General features: G+C 63.3%; 19 protein-coding genes and 4 tRNA genes. 12 read left to right on the top strand and 11 right to left on the bottom strand.

Annotation, left to right across the window (positions count from 1 at the left end; genetic code table 11):
* Positions 1–7: 7 nt before the first annotated feature.
* From EWH12_RS07565 to tkt, 3 genes are all read right to left on the bottom strand, one after another.
* A complete protein-coding gene (locus EWH12_RS07565; protein ID WP_129926194.1) occupies positions 8–1,210 on the bottom strand; it encodes a phosphoglycerate kinase in 1,203 nt (400 codons plus the stop codon).
* Positions 1,211–1,272: 62 nt separating this feature from the next.
* Positions 1,273–2,283, bottom strand: coding sequence for a type I glyceraldehyde-3-phosphate dehydrogenase (gap, locus tag EWH12_RS07570; protein ID WP_066602296.1), 1,011 nt, complete (start codon positions 2,281–2,283; stop codon positions 1,273–1,275).
* A 32-nt stretch (positions 2,284–2,315) separates the two neighbouring features.
* Entirely contained in the window at positions 2,316–4,286 is a 1,971-nt protein-coding gene (tkt, locus tag EWH12_RS07575; protein ID WP_129926195.1) for a transketolase, read from the bottom strand.
* 208 nt (positions 4,287–4,494) lie between these two features.
* On the opposite strand from tkt, the gene EWH12_RS07580 reads away from it, so the two are divergent.
* From EWH12_RS07580 to EWH12_RS07595, 4 genes are all read left to right on the top strand, one after another.
* On the top strand, positions 4,495–4,674 hold the full coding sequence (locus tag EWH12_RS07580) for a hypothetical protein (RefSeq protein ID WP_066605308.1): 180 nt from the start codon (positions 4,495–4,497) through the stop codon (positions 4,672–4,674).
* A complete protein-coding gene (locus EWH12_RS07585; protein WP_066605304.1) occupies positions 4,667–5,002 on the top strand; it encodes a cell division protein ZapA in 336 nt (111 codons plus the stop codon). Before EWH12_RS07580 ends, EWH12_RS07585 begins: the two co-directional genes overlap by 8 nt.
* 280 nt (positions 5,003–5,282) lie before the next feature.
* Entirely contained in the window at positions 5,283–5,864 is a 582-nt protein-coding gene (locus EWH12_RS07590) for a 5-formyltetrahydrofolate cyclo-ligase (protein ID WP_066602302.1), read from the top strand.
* Positions 5,861–6,097, top strand: a complete 237-nt coding sequence (locus EWH12_RS07595) for a DUF2842 domain-containing protein (protein WP_129926196.1) — start codon at positions 5,861–5,863, stop codon at positions 6,095–6,097. Before EWH12_RS07590 ends, EWH12_RS07595 begins: the two co-directional genes overlap by 4 nt.
* Before the next feature lie 91 nt (positions 6,098–6,188).
* Here the strand turns inward: EWH12_RS07595 and EWH12_RS07600 are convergent.
* The 4 genes from EWH12_RS07600 to EWH12_RS07615 form a co-directional block, all read right to left on the bottom strand.
* Positions 6,189–6,265, bottom strand: a tRNA-Asp gene (locus EWH12_RS07600).
* Between the two features lie 80 nt (positions 6,266–6,345).
* A tRNA-Asp gene (locus EWH12_RS07605) sits at positions 6,346–6,422 on the bottom strand.
* Between the two features lie 83 nt (positions 6,423–6,505).
* A tRNA-Asp gene (locus EWH12_RS07610) sits at positions 6,506–6,582 on the bottom strand.
* Positions 6,583–6,624: 42 nt separating this feature from the next.
* Complete coding sequence (locus EWH12_RS07615) at positions 6,625–7,779, bottom strand: AI-2E family transporter (protein ID WP_066602308.1); 1,155 nt, start codon at positions 7,777–7,779, stop codon at positions 6,625–6,627.
* Between the two features lie 169 nt (positions 7,780–7,948).
* On the opposite strand from EWH12_RS07615, the gene EWH12_RS07620 reads away from it, so the two are divergent.
* Both EWH12_RS07620 and EWH12_RS07625 read left to right on the top strand, forming a co-directional pair.
* Positions 7,949–8,434, top strand: a complete 486-nt coding sequence (locus tag EWH12_RS07620) for a hypothetical protein (protein ID WP_066602311.1) — start codon at positions 7,949–7,951, stop codon at positions 8,432–8,434.
* A gap of 97 nt (positions 8,435–8,531) precedes the next feature.
* Entirely contained in the window at positions 8,532–9,275 is a 744-nt protein-coding gene (locus EWH12_RS07625) for a class I SAM-dependent methyltransferase (RefSeq protein WP_066602317.1), read from the top strand.
* Positions 9,276–9,311: 36 nt separating this feature from the next.
* Here the strand turns inward: EWH12_RS07625 and EWH12_RS07630 are convergent, their stop codons facing one another.
* From EWH12_RS07630 to thyA, 4 genes are all read right to left on the bottom strand, one after another.
* Positions 9,312–10,646 carry a dihydrolipoamide acetyltransferase family protein gene (locus EWH12_RS07630; protein ID WP_129926197.1) on the bottom strand — a complete coding sequence of 445 codons (1,335 nt, stop codon included), beginning with the start codon at positions 10,644–10,646 and terminating at the stop codon, positions 9,312–9,314.
* Between the two features lie 6 nt (positions 10,647–10,652).
* Positions 10,653–11,657 carry an alpha-ketoacid dehydrogenase subunit beta gene (locus tag EWH12_RS07635; RefSeq protein ID WP_066605310.1) on the bottom strand — a complete coding sequence of 335 codons (1,005 nt, stop codon included), beginning with the start codon at positions 11,655–11,657 and terminating at the stop codon, positions 10,653–10,655.
* A 68-nt stretch (positions 11,658–11,725) separates the two neighbouring features.
* The gene (locus tag EWH12_RS07640) at positions 11,726–13,021 is read right to left on the bottom strand and encodes a 3-methyl-2-oxobutanoate dehydrogenase (2-methylpropanoyl-transferring) subunit alpha (protein ID WP_129926198.1); all 1,296 of its coding nucleotides are present in this window, start codon (positions 13,019–13,021) and stop codon (positions 11,726–11,728) included.
* 120 nt (positions 13,022–13,141) lie between these two features.
* A complete protein-coding gene (gene thyA / locus EWH12_RS07645; protein WP_129926199.1) occupies positions 13,142–14,089 on the bottom strand; it encodes a thymidylate synthase in 948 nt (315 codons plus the stop codon).
* A 141-nt stretch (positions 14,090–14,230) separates the two neighbouring features.
* Between thyA and EWH12_RS07650 the strand changes: the two genes are divergently transcribed.
* The 6 genes from EWH12_RS07650 to EWH12_RS07675 all read left to right on the top strand — a co-directional run bounded on the left by EWH12_RS07650 (position 14,231) and on the right by EWH12_RS07675 (position 19,743).
* The gene (locus EWH12_RS07650; protein WP_066602326.1) at positions 14,231–14,524 is read left to right on the top strand and encodes a JAB domain-containing protein; all 294 of its coding nucleotides are present in this window, start codon (positions 14,231–14,233) and stop codon (positions 14,522–14,524) included.
* Between the two features lie 117 nt (positions 14,525–14,641).
* Positions 14,642–14,718, top strand: a tRNA-Pro gene (locus EWH12_RS07655).
* Between the two features lie 273 nt (positions 14,719–14,991).
* Positions 14,992–16,626 carry a TldD/PmbA family protein gene (locus EWH12_RS07660; RefSeq protein ID WP_129926200.1) on the top strand — a complete coding sequence of 545 codons (1,635 nt, stop codon included), beginning with the start codon at positions 14,992–14,994 and terminating at the stop codon, positions 16,624–16,626.
* A 20-nt stretch (positions 16,627–16,646) separates the two neighbouring features.
* A complete protein-coding gene (locus EWH12_RS07665) occupies positions 16,647–17,984 on the top strand; it encodes a TldD/PmbA family protein (protein ID WP_129926201.1) in 1,338 nt (445 codons plus the stop codon).
* Between the two features lie 16 nt (positions 17,985–18,000).
* Positions 18,001–18,705, top strand: a complete 705-nt coding sequence (locus EWH12_RS07670) for a DUF4159 domain-containing protein (RefSeq protein WP_129926202.1) — start codon at positions 18,001–18,003, stop codon at positions 18,703–18,705.
* 48 nt (positions 18,706–18,753) lie between these two features.
* On the top strand, positions 18,754–19,743 hold the full coding sequence (locus EWH12_RS07675; protein ID WP_129926203.1) for an AAA family ATPase: 990 nt from the start codon (positions 18,754–18,756) through the stop codon (positions 19,741–19,743).
* Positions 19,744–19,750 lie beyond the last annotated feature (7 nt).

The following is a 19,750-nucleotide window of genomic DNA, read 5'->3' on the forward strand; positions in this document are numbered from 1 at the left end:
TACAGGATCAGGTCGTCAGCGCCTTGACGCCGGGCAATTCCTTGCCTTCCATCCATTCCAGGAAAGCACCGCCAGCGGTCGAGACGAAGGTGAAGTCGCCCGCTGCGCCCGCATGGTTGAGCGCGGCGACGGTATCGCCACCGCCGGCCACCGACGTCAATTGGCCTTCCTTGGTTAGCGCCGCCGCCGTTCGGGCCAACGCCACGGTCGCCGCGTCGAAAGGCGCGATCTCGAACGCGCCGAGCGGACCGTTCCAGACCAGGGTGCGGCAGTTTTTGAGGGCATCGCCCAGCGCCTCGACGGCGGCGGGGCCGACGTCCAGGATCATCTCGTCCGCCGCGACCTCATGGACGTTGCAGGTGCGCAGGGACGCCGGGTTGGCAGCAAATTCCTTCGCCACCACCACGTCATAGGGCAGATGAATGGTGCAACCGGCGGCTTCGGCGGCCTCGAAAATCGCTTCGGCCGTATCGCTCAGATCCTTCTCGCACAGCGACTTGCCGACATCGACGCCGCGGGCGTGGAGGAAGGTGTTGGCCATGCCGCCGCCGATGATGAGGTGATCGACCTGTTTCACCAGATTATTGAGCACGTCGAGCTTGGTCGACACTTTAGCGCCACCGACCACGGCGGCAACGGGCTTGACCGGCGTGCCGAGCGCGGCCTGCAAGGCGTCCAATTCCTTTTCCATCGACCGACCGGCAAAGGCGGGCAGCTTGTGCGCCAGCCCCTCGGTCGAGGCATGGGCGCGATGCGCGGCGGAAAAGGCGTCGTTCACATACAGGTCGGCAATCGCCGCCATTGCCTCGATCAACGCCGGATCGTTCTTTTCCTCGCCGGCATGGAAGCGGGTGTTTTCCAGGATCGCAATGTCTCCGGGGCGCATCACAGCGATGCCGTGGACCGCGGCTTCACCCTGGCAATCCGGGATGAACTGCACCTCGCGGCCCAGAACCTGACTCAGCGGGCGTGTGATCTTCGACAGGGAGAATTCGGGGTTCTTCTGACCCTTGGGGCGACCGAAATGGGCGAGGATCAGCACCTTCGCGCCGCGATCGGCCAGTTCCAGAACGGTCGGCATCGCCGCGCGCAGCCGGGTATCGTCGCTGACCGATCCGTCCTGCATCGGCACGTTCAGATCTTCGCGCACCAGCACGGCCTTGCCCGTGATGTCGCCCATATCGTCGAGTGTCTTGAACGGCTTTGTCATGTCTTTTCCCTGCTGCTTTTCCAATGAAAAGGGGGACAGGTCGCCCTGTCCCCCAATGTCCCTTACAGGAAGCTCGCCACCACGCCGGTGGTGTCGATCATGCGGTTGGAGAAGCCCCATTCATTGTCATACCAGCTCAGGACGCGGACCAGCTTGCCGTCGACCACGGCGGTCTCCAGGCTGTCGACGGTCGAACTGCGCGGATCGCCATTATAGTCGATCGACACCAAAGGCTCGTCCGAATAGCCCAGCACGCCTTTGAGCGGACCGTCTTCCGACGCCGCCTTGAGCAAGGCGTTGACCTCGTCCTTGGTGGTCGGGCGGCTCGGAATGAACTTCAGGTCAACGACCGACACGTTGGGCGTGGGCACGCGAATCGAAGACCCGTCCAGCTTGCCCTTCAGTTCGGGGAGAACCTCACCCACCGCGCGGGCGGCGCCGGTGGAGGTCGGGATCTGCGAGAGGGCGGCCGCGCGGGCGCGGCGCATATCGCTGTGCAACTGGTCCAGCGTATTCTGGTCGTTGGTGTAGCTGTGGATGGTCGTCATGAAGCCGCTTTCGATGCCGATCGCATCGTTCAGCACCTTGGCGAGCGGAGCCAGACAGTTGGTGGTGCAGCTGGCGTTGGAAATGACGATATCGTCGGCGGTCAGCGCGTCATGGTTGACGCCGAACACGACGGTGCGGTCGACATTGGTGCCGGGCGCGGAAATGATGACCCGCTTGGCGCCGGCGGTCAGATGCGCGCTCGCCTTGTCCTTTGTGGTGAAGATGCCGGTGCATTCCAGCGCGATTTCGACGCCCAAGGCGGCATGCGGCAGGTTGGCCGGATCGCGCTCTGCGGTCACCTTGATCTTCTTGCCGTCCACGACCAGGAAATCGCCGTCGACGCTGACGTCACCCTTCCAGTTGCCATGCACGGAGTCGCGCTTGAACAGCAGGGCGTTGGACTTGACGTCGCCCAGGTCGTTGATGCTGACCAGTTCAAGGTCATGGTCGGTGCGCGAGAGGATGGCGCGCGCCACCAGGCGGCCGATACGTCCGAAACCGTTAATTGCTACCTTCGTTGCCACTGCACTAGCCTCCTTAAGGTGTTGTTGTTCGGTTAATTATTATTGAGCGCGGCCACGATCTGTGGTGCGATCTTTGCGGCGGTCAGGCCGAAATGATCGTAGAGCGCTTCCGCCGGGGCCGACGCGCCGAAGCTGTCGATGCCAAAGCGCAGGCCCGCAATGCCGGTATGGCGTTCCCAGCCAAAGGTCGTTCCCGCCTCGATCGACACGCGCAGCACATGATGCGGCAACAGGTCGTCCTTGTAGGATTTGGGCTGCGCCTCGAAATGCGCCCAGCTGGGCATCGACACGACGTCCGCGCCAATGCCCTGTTCTTCCAGCATCTTGGCGGTATCGACGGCAATCTCGACCTCGGAACCCGTGGCGATCAGTACAACCTTGCGCTCGGCGCCAGCGGAGCGCAGGCGATAACCGCCCCTGGCCGACAAATTTTCGGATTTTTCGGTGCGCAACTGCGGCAGGTTCTGGCGGGTCAGCGCCAGCACCGACGGGCCGGTCGCATCCTTCAATGCCAGTTCCCAACATTCCGCCGTCTCGACGATGTCGGCCGGGCGATAGACGTCCAGGTTCGGGATCATCCGCATCGACATGACATGCTCGATCGGCTGATGGGTCGGCCCATCTTCGCCAAGGCCGATGCTGTCATGGGTCAGAACATGGATGACGCGCTGCTGCTGGAGCGCAGCCAGGCGGATGCCGCCACGCATATAGTCGGAAAAGACCAGGAACGTGCCGCCATAGGGGATCACGCCGCCATGCAGCGCCATGCCGTTCATCGCGCAGGCCATGCCGAATTCGCGGATGCCATAATAGACGTAACGGCCGCTATAATCGTCCTTCGTCAGCGGACCGGTCGATTTGGTCTTTGTGTTGTTGGAGCCGGTAAGATCGGCCGAGCCGCCCAGCGTTTCGGGCAAGAGATCATTGATGGCGCCCAGCGCCAGTTCGCTCGCCTTGCGGGTCGCGACCTTCTGTGGATTGGCGATCAGCGTGTCGATATAGGCTTCGAGCGAGAAGTCGGCGGGCAGGTCACCAGCCATGCGGCGGGTGAATTCCGCAGCCTTCTCATCACTTGCAAGGCGGCCTTCCCACGCAGCGCGAACATCTCGGCCCTTGGCGCCAATCGCCTTCCAGGCGTCGGCGATGTCGGCCGGGATGACGAAGGGTTCGGCAGTCCAGTCGAGGAACTCACGGGCGGCAGCGACTTCGTCGGTGCCGAGCGCCGAGCCGTGCACGCCCGAAGTGCCGGCCTTGTTCGGCGCGCCATAGCCGATCTTGGTGGCGCACGCGACGATCGATGGGCGGCTGTCGGCGACCGCTTCGGCCAGCGCGCGGCGTACGTCGGCGACGTCATGGCCGTCGCATGACACGACATGCCAGCCGGTGGCGGCGTAACGCGCCAGCACATCCTCGCTGCTCGACAGATCGACGGCGCCGTCGATGGTGATCTTGTTGTCGTCCCACAGGACGATCAGGCGGCCCAGGTTCAGGTGACCAGCCAAGCCGATCGCCTCATGGTTGACGCCTTCCATCAGACAGCCGTCGCCCGCGATCACCCAGGTGCGGTGATCGACCAGATCGTCGCCGAACTGGGCGTTCAGATGGCGTTCGGCAATCGCCATGCCGACGGCGGTGGCCAGGCCCGACCCCAGCGGACCGGTCGTCGCTTCGACGCCCGCCAGCTCGAAATTCTCAGGATGGCCGGCGCAGGGGCTGTGCAGTTGGCGGAAGCTGGCGATGTCCTCCATCGTCGGACGCGCATAGCCGGTGAGGTGCAACAATGAATAGATCAGCATCGAGCCATGGCCCGCAGACAGGACGAAGCGGTCGCGGTCGGCCCATTTGGGCTGGGTCGGATCGAATTTCAAAAAGTCGCCGAACAGCACCGTCGCCACATCCGCCATGCCCATCGGCATCCCCGGATGACCGCTATTGGCGGCCTGCACGGCGTCCATGGACAGCGCCCGAATGGCGTTGGCGAGCGACTTGTCGGAAACGGTCATGGCGAACAGGCGTCTTTCTGAAGCAAGCATAAGGACGGCGCCCGCGAACGTGCAGGCGAGTCGAGATCGCGCCCCCTTTGTCGCGTCAAGCCCCATGCGTCAACCGCAGCGGCGGCACGAATCATGAGAAGCCCGCTGTAATCGGCCAGAAAGACTGCTTTTGCATGGCCCCGACTTTCGCTATGCATGGATGATGGCAAGCGACCGCATGATGCAGGCGATCGGCACGTTGGAGCGTGCTGTGAGCCGGCTTGAACAGGATGTGGCGGGTTTGGCGGATGCCGCCCCGGCCAGCCCCTTCCCCGCTTTGGATCAGGGCGCCGCGCGCGTCGCACTGCGATCCCTCGACGACCTGATCGCTACGCTGAAAGGGCATGCCCATGGCTGAAACGACGCTGGTGATCGCCGGACGCCATTATGCGATCCGCTGCCGTGACGGGGAAGAGGCGCATCTGGGCCATCTCGCGACGCTGATCGAGGACAAGGCCCGCGTCGCGCAGCAGAGCACGCCGGGCCTGACGGAGGTGCGCACTTTGCTGTTCGCCGCACTGTTCCTTGCGGACGAACTGAACGACCTGAAACGCGAAGTCGCAGGGCGGCAGACGAGCCTGCCGCTGGACGGCGACGACGAAGCGAGCGCCCGTGCGATCGAGGCGCTGGCCGGCCGTATAGAAAAGCTGCGCGAACGACTTGCCGCCCGGACCGCGAAAGCCTAGATTGGCGGCGACGGGTTCTGCCTGGTACGAGCTTTAGCGAACATCCCTGAGGCGATAATCACATCCAAGGGGGCTGTCCCTGGGCGGGTTCAGGCCCGTTCTACATGGTCCCCACCTGACGTTGAGGCGTCAGAGGATATTCCAGCACACGGCCAAGGTGGTCCCGTCACCCTTTTCATCATAGAGCGGCGTGCTCCCGCGCAGGCGGGAGCCCAGTTCAAACCGCGGGGCTGTACTCCCGCCTGCGCGGGAGCACAAACTTGAATTTGGCAGGCGTTCGATGAACGGCGAACTTTCCGACAAGACCAGCCTGCGCGGCATTGCGCGGCAGAGGCGATCCAATTTCGTCGCTACGCTCGATCCGCTGGCGCATCGACTGGCGTTCAAGGCGGTTCCCTCACCGCTCGCGCGCCGGATCGCCGATGCGCAGGTCGTCGCGCTCTATATGGCGGTGGATGACGAGGCGCCGGCCCAACGCATGGCGGCGCAGTTGCAGGCGCTGGGCAAGACCGTGGCGCTGCCGCGCGTGCTCGATCGGTTGGGCAGCATGGATTTCCTGGCCTGGCAGCCGGAAGATCAATTGGTCCCCGGTCTGTTCCGCACCAGCCATCCCGAACCGGGCGTCGGACCAGTGACGCCCGACGTCATCATCGCGCCGCTGGTCGGATTCGACCGGGCGATGAATCGTCTTGGCCAGGGCGGCGGCTATTATGACCGCGCCTTCGCCCGTTTTCCTGATGCGCTGCGCGTCGGCATCGCCTGGTCCGCGCAGGAGATCGACGCCGTGCCCGCCGATCCCTGGGATTTGCCGCTCGACATCATCATGACCGAAGTCGAACTGATCGAAGGACCGGAATTGTGAGCATCGATCCGCGCCATTACCACCAGCCGAGCTGGCGCAAGCCGGTGGGCATGTTCGCGATCGTCGGACTGATCGCGCTCTGGGCCGTCATGGTGGGCAGCCTGTCTGGCCTGATCGGCGCGTTGCCGATGTGGGCGCAGGCGCCCATCTATGTCGTGCTGGGGATCGTGTGGATCTGGGTGCTGCCGCTTCGGCGACTGCTTGCCTGGATGGAAACCGGGCACTGGCGCTGAACCTTCTTCCCACCGCTTGTCCTGAGCGATTTCTAATCAGATGGCATCATCTGATGACTCGGAAATCGCGTAAAACAATAATATTGAGCGGTGGCGCGAGTGACGGGGCTCGAACCCGCGACCTCCGGCGTGACAGGCCGGCACTCTAACCAACTGAGCTACACCCGCGTAAGGCGCTGCATCCTTATCGGCCCGAAAGCCGCCAGATGATGCAAATCTGGGAGAAATCACTCTCCGGTCAAGGAGAGTGGCGCGAGTGACGGGGCTCGAACCCGCGACCTCCGGCGTGACAGGCCGGCACTCTAACCAACTGAGCTACACCCGCGCAGGGTGGCATCTTTTCGTGACCCTTCAGATCACCAGACGATACGGCCTGGAACACCATTTCCACCTTCCTGTCAGGGAAAGTGGCGCGAGTGACGGGGCTCGAACCCGCGACCTCCGGCGTGACAGGCCGGCACTCTAACCAACTGAGCTACACCCGCGTTTGGTGTGGAAGCGCCGTCTATGAGCGTCCTGCGATGCTGTCAACCGTCCGCAACGGGACTTTCCTCTTTCTCGTCATTTTCTTTGCGCGGGGCCACGGTCAACGTCCCCTGCTCGAACAGGAAACCGGCGATATCGGGCGTTCCCGCCGCCTGCACGACGGTCTGGATGATGATGAGCAGCGGCACGCCGAGCAATGCGCCGGGCGTGCCCCACACCCAGCCCCAAAAGGCCAGCGAGACGAGAATCAGCAGCGGGTTCATCGTCAGCCGCCGGCCCAGCAGCATCGGCGTCACGACATTGGCCTCCACCAGATGGAAGCCCACCTGCAAGCCCGCCGGCAGCAACGCGACATAGACGTCGTCGAACACCATAAGGCCGCCCAGCCCCAGCAGCACCGCGGCCAGCATCGGCCCGAAATAGGGAATGAAGTTCAATAGCGCGACGATACCGCCCCACATCAGCGGAGACGGCATCCCGATCAGCCATAGTGCGAAGGCGACAGCGCCGCCCAGACACAGGTTGATGGTCGCTATGGTGATGACATAGGCCGACGTCGCGTCGACCATATTCTGGATCACCCGCGCCACCGCCATGGCGCCGTCGAAACTGCCGCGGCTGTTGATCGTGCGCCGCCGCAGCCGGGTCCAACCAGCCAGAAAGAAATAGATGATGAGCAGCGCGAACACCATCTGGATGATCGCCGACGGGGCCGATGTGGCGGCGAACTGGAGCAGCGAGCGCGGCGCATCGACCGCCGCCGTTTGCGCCGCCGCGACCGGGCCGGTCGCGATCATCCGCACGGTTTCGTCCACGAAGCGCTGAAGATTGGCGTAAAAGTCGATTAATGGGGCCAGGTTCGCCTGAATCTGCGGCAGGCGTTGGGGCAGGATGCGGAACCAGTCGGTCGCAGGCACCACGATCAGCACCAGCGCGGTGTTGGCGACGACCAGAAAGCCGATCATCGCGATCAGCGCCGCCAGCCCTGAAGGCAGCCCGCGCCGTTCCATCCACTCCAGCAAAGGCACCAGCGCAATGGCGATCACCAGCGCGGCGGTCAGCGGCAGGAAAAACTCCGCCCCCGCGCGCAAGGCGAAGGGCAGCGCCAGCATCAGGCCGATGCCCGACGTCAGCGCGATCGATGCGAGCAGCCGGTCGCGGCGCCGGTTGACCTCTTGCTGCTCATTCATGGTCACGCGCGATCGATTCCCTTTTCGTTCCTATCCGATGTGCGCCGCCTGCGGTGCAGCGTCAATTTACAAAGGGTGTCATAGCGGCAGCCGGTCAGGAAAAAGACCGGCTTAACCAAATATTTGCGCAGCTTCGCTAAGGACGGGCGCAGGGGACGCAAAAACGGGGAAGACAATGACGCGGACGCTTTGGGCCTCGGCCCCGACGTCGCTGGCTCTGGCGGCGAGCCTGACGGCTACGCAGCCTGCCGTCGCGCAGCCGGCGATGCGACTTGGCACGCAGACGTTCGTAGAGCGCGTATCGACCGACATTAACGGCCGCCCGCGCCGGACATTGGCGAGCGCCGAAAGGGTCGGCCCCGGCGACACGCTGATCGTGATCGTCCATTGGCGCAATGACGGCGCCCAGCCGGTTCGCGACTTCGCCGTCACCCGCGCGGTGCCCCCCGGCATACTCCCGGACATCAGCGACCCCCATATGCAGGTGTCGGTCGATGGCGGCGGCCATTGGGGACGGCTCGATCAATTATGGTTGCCAACACCGCTGGGCGGGGTACGCCGGGCGGTGGCGGAGGATGTGACCCATATACGCTGGCGACTGCCCGAAGCGGTGCAGCCCGGTCGGGCCGGACGACTGAGCTATCGCGCGGTGATGCGCTAAGCCCGATATGCGCTGCGTTCATCGCAGCAGGCAACGTCGCGCTTGAGTTCGCCCCCTCGTCTCCATAGAGCAGGATGGAGCTACGGAGACGCATCTTATGCCCAAAGCGGGTGAACTGGCCTATCTCGCCAATCTAGGCGACGGCGGCCGCGAACATTCATTGGAAAAGCCTTTTTCCGATCCATCCTGCGGCATTAACCTGGCGTCCATCGGTTTCATGATGACGCTGTTGCCGCAACCCCCGGCGCGAATATTGGACTTGGGATGCGGCGGGGGCTGGACCAGCACCTTCTTTGCCAAACGCGGCTATGATGTGATAGGACAGGATATCGCGCCCGACATGATCGAGGTCGCGCGCGAAAATTGCGCCCGCCATGGCCTGGAACAGCGCCTGTCCTTCACATGCAGCGATTTCGAGGCGCTGGACATGGACAACCAGTTCGACGCCGCGATCTTCTTCGATTCCCTGCACCATGCCGAGGATGAATTGCTGGCGATCCGTTCGGCCTGGCGCGCGCTCAAACCCGGCGGGGTGCTGATCACCCATGAACCGGGCGACGGCCACGCCACCAGTCCTGATTCGATCGCGGCAATGCAAGTCTATGGCGTCACCGAGCGGGACATGCCGCCGCGCCTCATCATGCAGCGCGGAGCGGAGGTCGGCTTCAAGGATTTCCGGGTCGTCCCCCTGCCCCAATATCTCCACTATCTTTTCTACGAACCGCGCACCTATCCCAAGCGGCTGTGGAGCAAGCGTCGCTGGACCATGACCAAGCGGGTGCTGAAACTGCTGTTCGATCCCGATCCCGGCGCCGGCGCCATCGTCATAATGACCAAATAGGACGGGGCAAACCGGCCGGTTTGCCCCGCAAATGGTTTAATCCACAAACAGGAAGGCGGGTGCCTCCAGCAGCTTGCGCACAGCCTGTACGAAGCTGGCGGCGTCCCAGCCATCGACCACGCGATGGTCGCAACTGATCGACAGGTTCATCAGCTTCGCCGCGACGATCTCCTTGCCCCGGAAAACCGGACGCTCGATCACGCGATTAGGACCGATGATTGCGACTTCGGGCCGGTTGATGACCGGCGTGGTGGCGATCCCGCCGAGCGGGCCGAGCGAGGTCAGCGTCAGGGTGGAGCCAGACAGCTCTTCCGACTTCGCCTTGCCGCTGCGCGCCGCGTCGGCCAGGCGGCGGATTTCGGTCGCCAGCTGCCATACATTGCGCTCCTGCGCATCGCGGATCACCGGCACCATCAGGCCCGCATCGGTTTGCGTCGCCAGTCCCAGATGCACCGATCCATGGCGCGTCACCACGCCCGCCTCGTCGTCATAACGGGCGTTGAGCATCGGGAAGTCGGGCAGCGCCTTGCACAGCGCGACGATCAGCAGCGGCAACATGGTCAGCTTGGGCCGATCCCCGCGCCCGGCGTTGAGCTGCTCGCGCAGATCCTCCAGCGCGGTGACGTCGATTTCCTCGACATAGGTGAAATGAGGAATGGCGCGCTTGGACGCGGCCATATTCTCCGCGATGCGGCGGCGCATCCCGATCACCTTGACCTGTTCGTCGGCGCGTTTCGCGGATCGCCCTGCGGGACGATAGCCATGCCCCTGGCCGTAGAGTAGATAGGCGTCGAGGTCGGAATGACGAATATGGTCGCCGGAAGGCTTCACCTGGGCCAGATCGACGCCTAGTTCCCTGGCGCGCGCGCGAACGGCGGGGGATGCGAGGATAGGTCCGGCCCTATCGAGGCTGTCCTCCCCAATGCCGTTCGGTCTGAGTCTGTCGAACTCTTTCCCTTCTTCTTTTGCGCCTTGCCCGGAAGAAAAGGACGGCCGTTGCCCTTCGCTCGCCTGCGGCTCGACAGGCTTAGGGTGAACGGGGGCGGGAGACACCGCTTCAATCACCGCCTCGCCCGGCGTTTCCGCGTCGATCGTCTCCACCGAAGGCGCCGGCGCGACGACAGTCTCGCCTTCCATTTCGATCTCCACCAGCATCGCGCCGATCGACACCTGATCGCCCGGCTCGCCCGCCAGGCGTGCCACCGTGCCCGAAACCGGGCTTTCCATCTCGACGGTCGCCTTGTCGGTCATCATGTCCGCGATCGGCTGGTCTTCCTCCACCCGGTCGCCAACCTTGACATGCCAGCCGACGATCTCCGCCTGCGCGATGCCCTCACCGATGTCGGGCAGCTTGAACGTGAAAAGAGCCATGACCCTTTAGTCCTTCATGATCTTGTTGATGGCTTCGCGGATACGCACGGGGCCGGGGAAATAGGCCCATTCCAGGCTGTGCGGATAGGGCGTGTCGAAGCCGGTGACGCGCGCGATCGGTGCTTCCAGATGATAGAAGCAGCGTTCCTGCACCTGGGCGGACAGTTCCGCGCCAAAGCCGCTGGTCCGGGTCGCCTCATGCACGATCAGGCAGCGGCCGGTCTTTTTCACCGACGCTTCGATCGTGTCGATGTCGAGCGGCACCAGGCTGCGCAGATCCACGATTTCCGCGTCGATCCCCAGCGTCTTGACCGTATCCTCGACGACATGGACCATCGTGCCGTAGCACAAGATAGTCAGCGCCCCGCCCGCCCGCGCGATCCGCGCCTTACCCAGCGGGATGCGGTAATAGCCGGTCGGCACCTGCGCGTGCGGGTGGCCGGCCCAACTGGTTGCCGGCGTATCATAATGGCCGTCGAACGGGCCGTTGTAGATGCGCTTGGGTTCGAAGAAAAGCGTCGGATCATTATCCTCGATCGCCGCGATCAGCAGACCCTTGGCGTCATAGGGGGTGGACGGAATCACCGTTTTGATCCCCGAACAATGGGTGAAAATGCCTTCCGGCGACTGGCTGTGCGTCTGGCCACCGAAAATGCCGCCGCCAAAGGGCGACCGCACCGTCATCGGCGCGATGAACTCGCCCGCCGACCGGTAACGCAGCCGCGCCGCTTCCGACACGAGCTGGTCGAGCGCGGGGTAGATATAGTCGGCGAACTGGATTTCCGGCACCGGGCGCAGGCCATAGGCGCCCATGCCCACCGCCACGCCGATGATCCCGCATTCGGTGATCGGCGTGTCGAACACCCGGTTCTTGCCATATTTTTGTTGCAGACCCGCTGTCGCACGGAATACGCCGCCGAAAAAGCCGACATCCTCGCCCATCACGACCACGGTCGGATCGCGCTCCATCATCACGTCCATGGCGCTGTTGATCGCCTGGATCATGTTCATGTGAATGGTGTCGACGGTGGCTTCCTGCGTCATGCCCTCGCGCACAACCTCTGTTTCGATCGCTTCGCTCACAGGCCCGCCGCCTTCCATTCGTCCAGCATCTGCTGCTGCTGTTCATGAAGGTGCCGGGGCATCTCCTCGAACACATCCTCGAACATGCTTTCCATCGGATGATGGAGACCGTGGCCAAGGATACCGTTCTTCTCCGCTTCGCGCGCGGCGTCGCGGACCAGTTCGGCCAGTTCCTTGTCCATCGCGGCGTGGCGACCCTCGTCCCATATGCCAAGCGTAATGCAATGGGCCTTCAACCGCGCAATCGGGTCGCCCAGCGGCCAGAGGCTGCCTTCCTCGGCAGAGCGATAGGCGGTCGGATCGTCCGACGTGCTATGCCCTTCGACGCGATAGGAGAAATGTTCGATCAGGGTCGGCCCGGCATTGGACCGCGCCCGGTCCGCGGCCCAGCAGGTCGCGGCGTAGACGGCGAGGATATCGTTGCCATCCACCCGCAGACCTGCGATGCCATAGCCCACGGCACGCGCGGCGAAGGTGGTTGCTTCCGCTCCGGCAAAACCTGAAAAGCTGCTGATAGCCCACTGATTATTGACGACATTCATGATGACAGGCGCACGATAGACGCTGGCGAAGGTGCAGGCGCTGTGGAAGTCGCCCTCCGCCGTCGACCCTTCGCCGCACCATGTCGCGGCGATGCGCGTGTCGCCGCGCGCCGCGCTCGCCATCGCCCAGCCCACCGCCTGGGGATATTGGGTGGTCAGGTTGCCGGAGATGGAGAAGAAGCCCGCCTCCCGCGCCGAATACATGATCGGCAGTTGGCGGCCCTTCAGCCGGTCGCCTGTGTTGGAATAAATCTGGTTCATCATGTCGACCAGCGGCCAGTCGCGCGCGAGCAATATGCCTTGCTGGCGATAGCTGGGGAAACACATGTCGTCGCGCGACAGGGCCAGCGCGGCGCCGATCGACACCGCCTCCTCGCCCGTCGATTTCATGTAGAAGCTGGTTTTGCCCTGCCGCTGTGCGCGGAACATGCGCGCGTCGAACGCGCGGGTCAGCGCCATGTAACGGAGCATCCGCAGCAGCGTTTCAGGCGGCAGCCTGGGGTTCCAGGCGCCAACCGCCGCGTCCTCCTCATTCAGCACGCGGATCAGGCCATAGGCCATGTCGCGCATGTCGCCGGGCTGCGCGGCCTCGTCGGGACGCGGCGCGGCATCAGCGGCCGGAATATCGAAATGGGTGAAGTCGGCGCTTTCGCCGGGCCGCGCGGGCGGCTCTGGCACATGCAGGCGCAGCGGCGGCAGATTGCGCCCTGCCTGCCCATCCATGCCGCCTGATCCGGTTGGATCGCTCATCCTGCCTCCTATGGTGCATTGCAATAATATTGCTTAAAGCAGATATTATATTTCAACGCCGCAAAAGGCAAGCCTTGCTGACCCAAATTTTCCGTTTCAACTGTCCAGTTCGCTGTCTCTTCAGACGGCGACCGGCGCGGAAATATGGGCTTGCGGCGCATAATCGAGGACGTCGAAATCCTCGATTCGATAATCGAAAATACTCGAAGGCCGCCGATTGATCCGTAATTTGGGTGTGCCGGACGGAATTCGGTTCATCTGCGCCTCCACCAGCGCCGCATGGTTCAGGTAAAGATGCACGTCACCGCCCTGCCAGACCACCTCGCCCGGCTCCAGATCGCACTGTTGCGCCAGCATCCGGGTGATCATCGACAGGCCGAAAATGTTGAAGGCGAAACCAAGCCCAAGGTCGCAACTGCGCTGGAACAGCAGGCCGTTCAGCTTTCCGTTCGATACCTGGAACTGATAGGTCATGTGACAGGGCGGCAGCGCCATCTGCGCCACTTCCGCCACATTCCAGCCGGTGAACAATAGGCGGCGCGAGCCGGGCGTCGTGCGGATCGCCTGCACCAGATCGGCGATCTGGTTATGTCCCTCGTCCGCCTTGCGATACAGCCCGTCGCCCGCCGGTTCGTAGCGCGGCCAGTTCACCCATTGCGCGCCATAGACCGGACCCAGATCGCCCCACTGCCGGGCGAAATCATCGTCGCCGACGATCCGCATTTCGAACGTGTCGCGGTCGATATCCTCGCCGGTCGCCCTGCGATAGGCGTCGAGCGGCCAGTCGGTCCAGATATGCACGCCCTGCCGCACCAGTTCGCGGATATTGGTGTCGCCGGTCAGAAACCACAACATCTCGCGCGCCGCGACCTTCCAATAGACCCGCTTGGTCGTCAACAGCGGCACCGCATCATTGGCCAGCGAGAATCGCATCGTCGCACCCAGGATCGAGCGGGTGCCGACCCCGGTGCGATCGACCCGTTCGTCGCCATGCCGCCAGATATGTCGCATCAGGTCCAGATATTGCTGCTCATAATGGGGCGAGGACGAAGAGAGCGTATCGGTCAAGGCGGGTTCCTGCGAATGGATCTGGCCTGACGCTCTAGCCCAGGATGACGGCCGCGCCAATCGGACCGAGATACGCAATCACCGTCCGAAAGGGTTCTTGTTCCGCTGCCCGCCGGATGGCGATCGCGGCATCCTGCACGCATGGAGGACGAACTGGCGATCGCGATTCTGGATGGCGCCTGGCGACCGCAACGCCTGCTGACGCTGCGGCAGGACTGGCATGGCTTGCTATATCATCTGCTGAGAGACGAAGGCAGTTGGGTCGCGCTGATCCAAAGACGCGGCATCCACGCATCGCCCATGCCCTGCTGGCATGATGTCGCCCTGACGCGAACCATCGCGCGCAGCCTGCGTCCGCTGGAGATGATGCTGGCCGACCATGTCATCCATGCGGGCGAAACCCGCTTCAGCTTCCGCGCGGCCGGGCTTCTATAACCACCGCTATGGGGACTGCAAAAAAAGCGTCATTGCCCGCTTGCCAGTCCGGAAAGCCCCCTCTATAGGCCCACTCCTGCCTTACGGGGCCGCCCACAAAGCGGTTTCGGCATCGGTCGGGGAATAGCTCAGCCTGGTAGAGCACTGTCTTCGGGAGGCAGGGGCCGGAGGTTCGAATCCTCTTTCCCCGACCACATTTTCATAGTCAGATATGACGATATATCAGCGGGATGGCATAGCCTTCTCCGCCGATTGGTCGTGCCTGTGCGGCTTTTGGCAACGAGTATTTTTCGACAGATGACATCTGTCGAAAGCATAGTCCGCCTTCTTGTGCATCCGTAAAAGATGTTTGACCCCGCCGGTCCGGACGGCGATGATCCACCTTATCAAGCCGATACGGCCGCAAACCGTGATCCACATATAATCCGACCCGCGTCCTGCGGGCATAGTCAGGCGGGAGACAAGCCTTGCACAGACGCGATTTTCTGGCCTTTGGGGCCGCGGGCGTAGGAGGACTCGTCCTCCCCTCGATGTTCGGCAAGGTGATTGCCGCCGAGGAACTGAACAGCGCCATCGACGTGGCGGTGAAGAAGGCGCTGGCCGACGCCGCGATGAACGCGGCCAAGAGCGCGGGCGCATCCTATTGCGACGTGCGGGTCGGTCGCTATCTGCGCCAGTTCGTCATCACCCGCGAGCGCAACGTCGAAAATGTGGTGAACACCGAATCGACCGGCGTGGGCATCCGCGTGATCGCCAACGGCGCCTGGGGCTTTGCCGCCACCAACGAGATGACCAAGGAAGCCGTCGCCAAGGCCGCGGGCCAAGCCGTCGCCATCGCCAAGGCCAATGCGCCGGGCCAGAGCGCGCCGGTCCAGCTCGCCCCGGTGACGGGCGTGGGCGAGGTCAGCTGGCGCACGCCGATCGTCAAGAACAGCATGACCGTGCCGATCAAGGACAAGGTCGACCTGCTGATGGGCGTGAATGCCGCGGCGCTGGACGCCGGAGCCAGCTTCATCCGTTCCATCCTGTTCCTGGTGAACGAGCAGAAATATTTCGCCAGCACCGACGGCAGCTATATCGACCAGGACGTGCATCGCATCTGGGCGCCGATGGAAGTCACCGCGGTCGACAAGGCGAGCGGCAAGTTCCGCGTGCGCGAAGGCCTGTCGGCGCCGATGGGGCTGGGCTATGAATATCTGGACGGCGCGGCCAGCGGCAAGACCGTGCTGCCCAATGGCGTCACCGTCTATGGCCAGTCCTATGACATGAAGGAAGACGCCGTCGCCGCCGCCAAGCAGGCGATGGCAAAGATCAAGGCGCCTTCGGTCAAGCCCGGCAAATATGATCTGGTGCTCGACCCGTCGCATACCTGGCTGACGATCCACGAATCGGTCGGCCATCCGCTCGAACTCGACCGTGTGCTCGGTTACGAAGCCAATTATGCCGGCACCAGCTTCGCCACGATGGACAAGCTCAAGGCCAATTTCCACTATGGCAGCGACAAGGTGAACATCGTCGCCGACAAGACCCAGCCGGGCAGCCTGGGCGCCGTTTCCTATGACGACGAAGGCGTGAAGACCAAGAAGTGGGATCTGATCCGCGACGGCAAGCTGGTCGGCTATCAGGCGATCCGCGACCAGGCCCATATCGAGGGCAAAGCCGCGTCGGACGGCTGCGCCTATGCCGACAGCTGGTCCAACGTCCAGTTCCAGCGCATGGCCAACGTGTCGCTGGAGCCGGGCAAGGCCAAGCTAAGCGTCGCCGACATGATTTCCAATGTCGAGGACGGCATCTACATCATCGGCGACGGCAGCTTTTCGATCGACCAGCAACGCTATAACGCCCAGTTCGGCGGCCAGCTTTTCTACGAGATCAAGCAGGGCAAGATCACCCAGCAGATCGAGGATGTCGCCTACCAGATCCGCACGCCCGAATTCTGGAACGGGTGCGCCGGGGTGTGCGACGCCAGCGACTATCGCCTGGGCGGCTCCTTCTTCGACGGCAAGGGCCAGCCGGCACAGGTTTCGGCCGTGTCGCACGGGTCGTCGACCGCGCGCTTCAACGGCATCAACGTCATCAACACCGCCCGTTCGCTCGGCTGATCGGTTAGGGAGACAAAGATATGAGCATCCTTTCCGAAGCGCAGGCCAAGACGATCCTGACCAAGGTCGTGGGCTTTTCCAAGGCGGACGAATGCACCGCCCAACTGATCGGCGCGATCCGCGGCAATGTTCGCTTCGCGCGCAATGACGTGTCCACCGCGGGCATCACCGACAATATCGAACTGTCCATGCAGGTCGCGTTCGGCAAGCGCGTCGGCACCGCGACGATCAACCAGTTCGACGACGCCGCGCTGGAGCGCGTGGTGCGCCGCGCCGAGGAGCTGGCCAAGCTGGCCCCGGAAAATCCGGAATTCATGCCGGCGCTGCCCAAGCAGACCTATATGAAGACCGATACGTTCAGCGCATCGACGGCGGGTATCGACGCGGCCTATCGCGCCAAGGTAGCGACCGATTCGATCGGCCCCTGCCGCGCCGAGAAGCTGATCGCGGCAGGCTATCTGGAGGATCAGGCGGGCTTCGTCGCCTTCCTGAACAGCAAGGGCAATTACGGATACCAGACGTCGACCAGTTCCGACTATACCTGCACCGTCCGCACCGAGGATGGGCGCGGGTCCGGCTGGGTCGGGCATAATGTGCAGGACGTCGCCACCTTCAACGCGGGCGAGGATATTCGCGTCGCCATGCGCAAGGCGAGCGCGTCGGCCGAGGCCAAGGCATTGGAACCGGGCAAATATACCGTGATCCTGGAGCCGGCGGCGGCGGCCGGGCTGGTCGCCTTCATGATGTTCTTCTTCGACGCGCGATCGGCCGATGAAGGCCGCAGCTTCCTGTCGAAAAAGGGCGGCGGCAACAAGCTGGGCGAGCAGGTCTATGGCCCGCAGGTCACGATGTTCACCGACCCCGCCTATCCCGGCGCGGCGGTGCTGCCCTGGGACGATGGCGACAACCTGCCGCGCAAGAAGCTGCCGATCATCCAGAACGGCAAGCTGGTGAACATGAATTACAGCCGTTTCTGGTCGCAGAAACAGGGCAAGCCGGAACAGGCGCAGTTCGGCAACGTCATCATGGAAGGCGGCACCAAGTCGACCGCCGACCTGATCCGCACCACCGAACGCGGCATATTGGTGTCGCGCACCTGGTATATCCGCATGGTCGATCCGCAGACGGTGCTGCTAACCGGCCTGACCCGCGACGGCACTTTCTACATCGAAAATGGCCAGATCAAATATCCGGTGAAGAATTTCCGCTTCAACGAAAGCCCCGTCATCATGCTCAACAATGTCGAGGAGTTCGGCAAGCCGGTGCGGGTGAAGAGCGACGAATCGGACATGGTCATGGTGATCCCGCCGATGAAGCTGCGCGACTTCACCTTCACCTCGCTGTCGGACGCGGTGTGAGGCTGACCTGCACGGCATGACGCGCAGCGACTTTCTCCGGTTGCTGGCGGGTGGTCTGGCCAGCGCTTTGCTGGCCCGGCCGCTCGCCGCCACCGCGGCCGGGGGCTATGATTTCTGGTTCACCCGGCTGCGCTACGACAGCGGCGACTGGGACGTAGACCAGCGCACGCCGTCAAACATCGTCACGTCGCTGATCGATTACACGATCCTGCGGGTGGACCCGAAGGAGCATGTCATCGCCCTGTCGGACCCGAAAATGCTGACGGCGCCCTTCTGCTACATGGCAGGGCACAAGCTGGTGGAGTTTTCGGCGGCCGAACGACGCAATTTCGAACGCTATGTGCGCAATGGCGGGTTCGTCATGGTGGATGATTGCAACCATGACATAGACGGCCTGTTCGCCCGATCGTTCGAAGCGCAGATGGCGAAGATCTTCGGCCCAAAAGCGTTGAAGACCTTGCCCAAGAGCCATGGCCTCTACCGCAGCTTCTTCAAGTTCGATGACGGCCCACCCAATACCGGGCTGGAACTCAACGGCTGGGGCGACGACCTGGTTCACGACTATCTCAAGGGGATAGAGGTTAACGGCCGACTGGGCGTTCTCTACAGCAACAAGGATTATGGTTGCGAGTGGGATTATGACTGGCGCAACAAGCGCTTTTTGGCCGAGGACAATACCAAGTTCGCGGTCAATATCGTGATGTACGCGCTGTCGGTGTGACGAACGCCCCTCCCCATTTCCTGCCTATTGCCCAGCAAGGGACATGACATGACCGAAATCACCGAAGCCGAAATCCAGGCCCGTCTTGCGCGATTGACCCAATTGCGCGCGGCGATCGGGCAGGCGATCGTCGGTCAGGCCGATGTGGTGGAGCAATTGCTGATCGGCCTGCTGGCGGGCGGCCATTGCCTGCTGGAAGGCGTACCGGGGCTGGGCAAGACGCTGCTCGTCCGGTCGCTGGGCGAGGCGTTGAAGCTCGATTTCCGCCGCGTCCAGTTCACCCCCGACCTGATGCCCAGCGACATATTGGGCACCGAATTGCTGGAGGAGGATCATGGCACCGGCCATCGCAGCTTCCGCTTTCAACAAGGGCCGGTCTTCACCAACCTGCTGCTGGCCGACGAACTCAACCGCACCCCGCCCAAGACGCAGGCGGCGCTGCTGGAGGCGATGCAGGAAAAGACGGTCAGCTATGGCGGCGTGACGCATAAGCTGCCCGCCCCCTTCTTCGTGCTGGCGACGCAGAATCCGCTGGAGCAGGCGGGCACCTACCCCCTGCCCGAAGCCCAACTCGATCGCTTTCTGCTCCATGTCCGGGTCGATTACCCGACAGAGGAGGAAGAACGCGCGATCCTGGCCCAGACCACGGGGGCCAAAGCCGGCGTCGTGCCGATGGTGATGGAGGGCGAGGAGGTGCTGGCGCTCCAGCGACTGGTGCGCGACGTGCATTTCAGCAACGACCTGCTCCATTGGGTGACGCGGATCGTACGGGCAAGCCGCCCCGGCGACGGCGCGCCTGAGGATATCCGCAAATATGTGAAATGGGGGGCAGGACCGCGCGCAGGCCAGTCGTTGATCCTGTGCGCCAAGGCGCGCGCGCTGCTGCATGGCCGCCTGGCCGCCACGCGCGAGGATATCGCCGCGCTGGCCGCCCCGGTGATGCGCCATCGCCTGTTGCTGTCCTTCGCCGCCGAGGCCGAAGGACGCAGCGCCGATGATGTGGTCGCCGCCCTGATCCGCGCCGTTCCGCTCGCCTGAACCTTTT

This window comes from Sphingobium cupriresistens (assembly GCF_004152865.1).
GTDB classification, from domain to species: Bacteria; Pseudomonadota; Alphaproteobacteria; order Sphingomonadales; family Sphingomonadaceae; genus Sphingobium; species Sphingobium cupriresistens.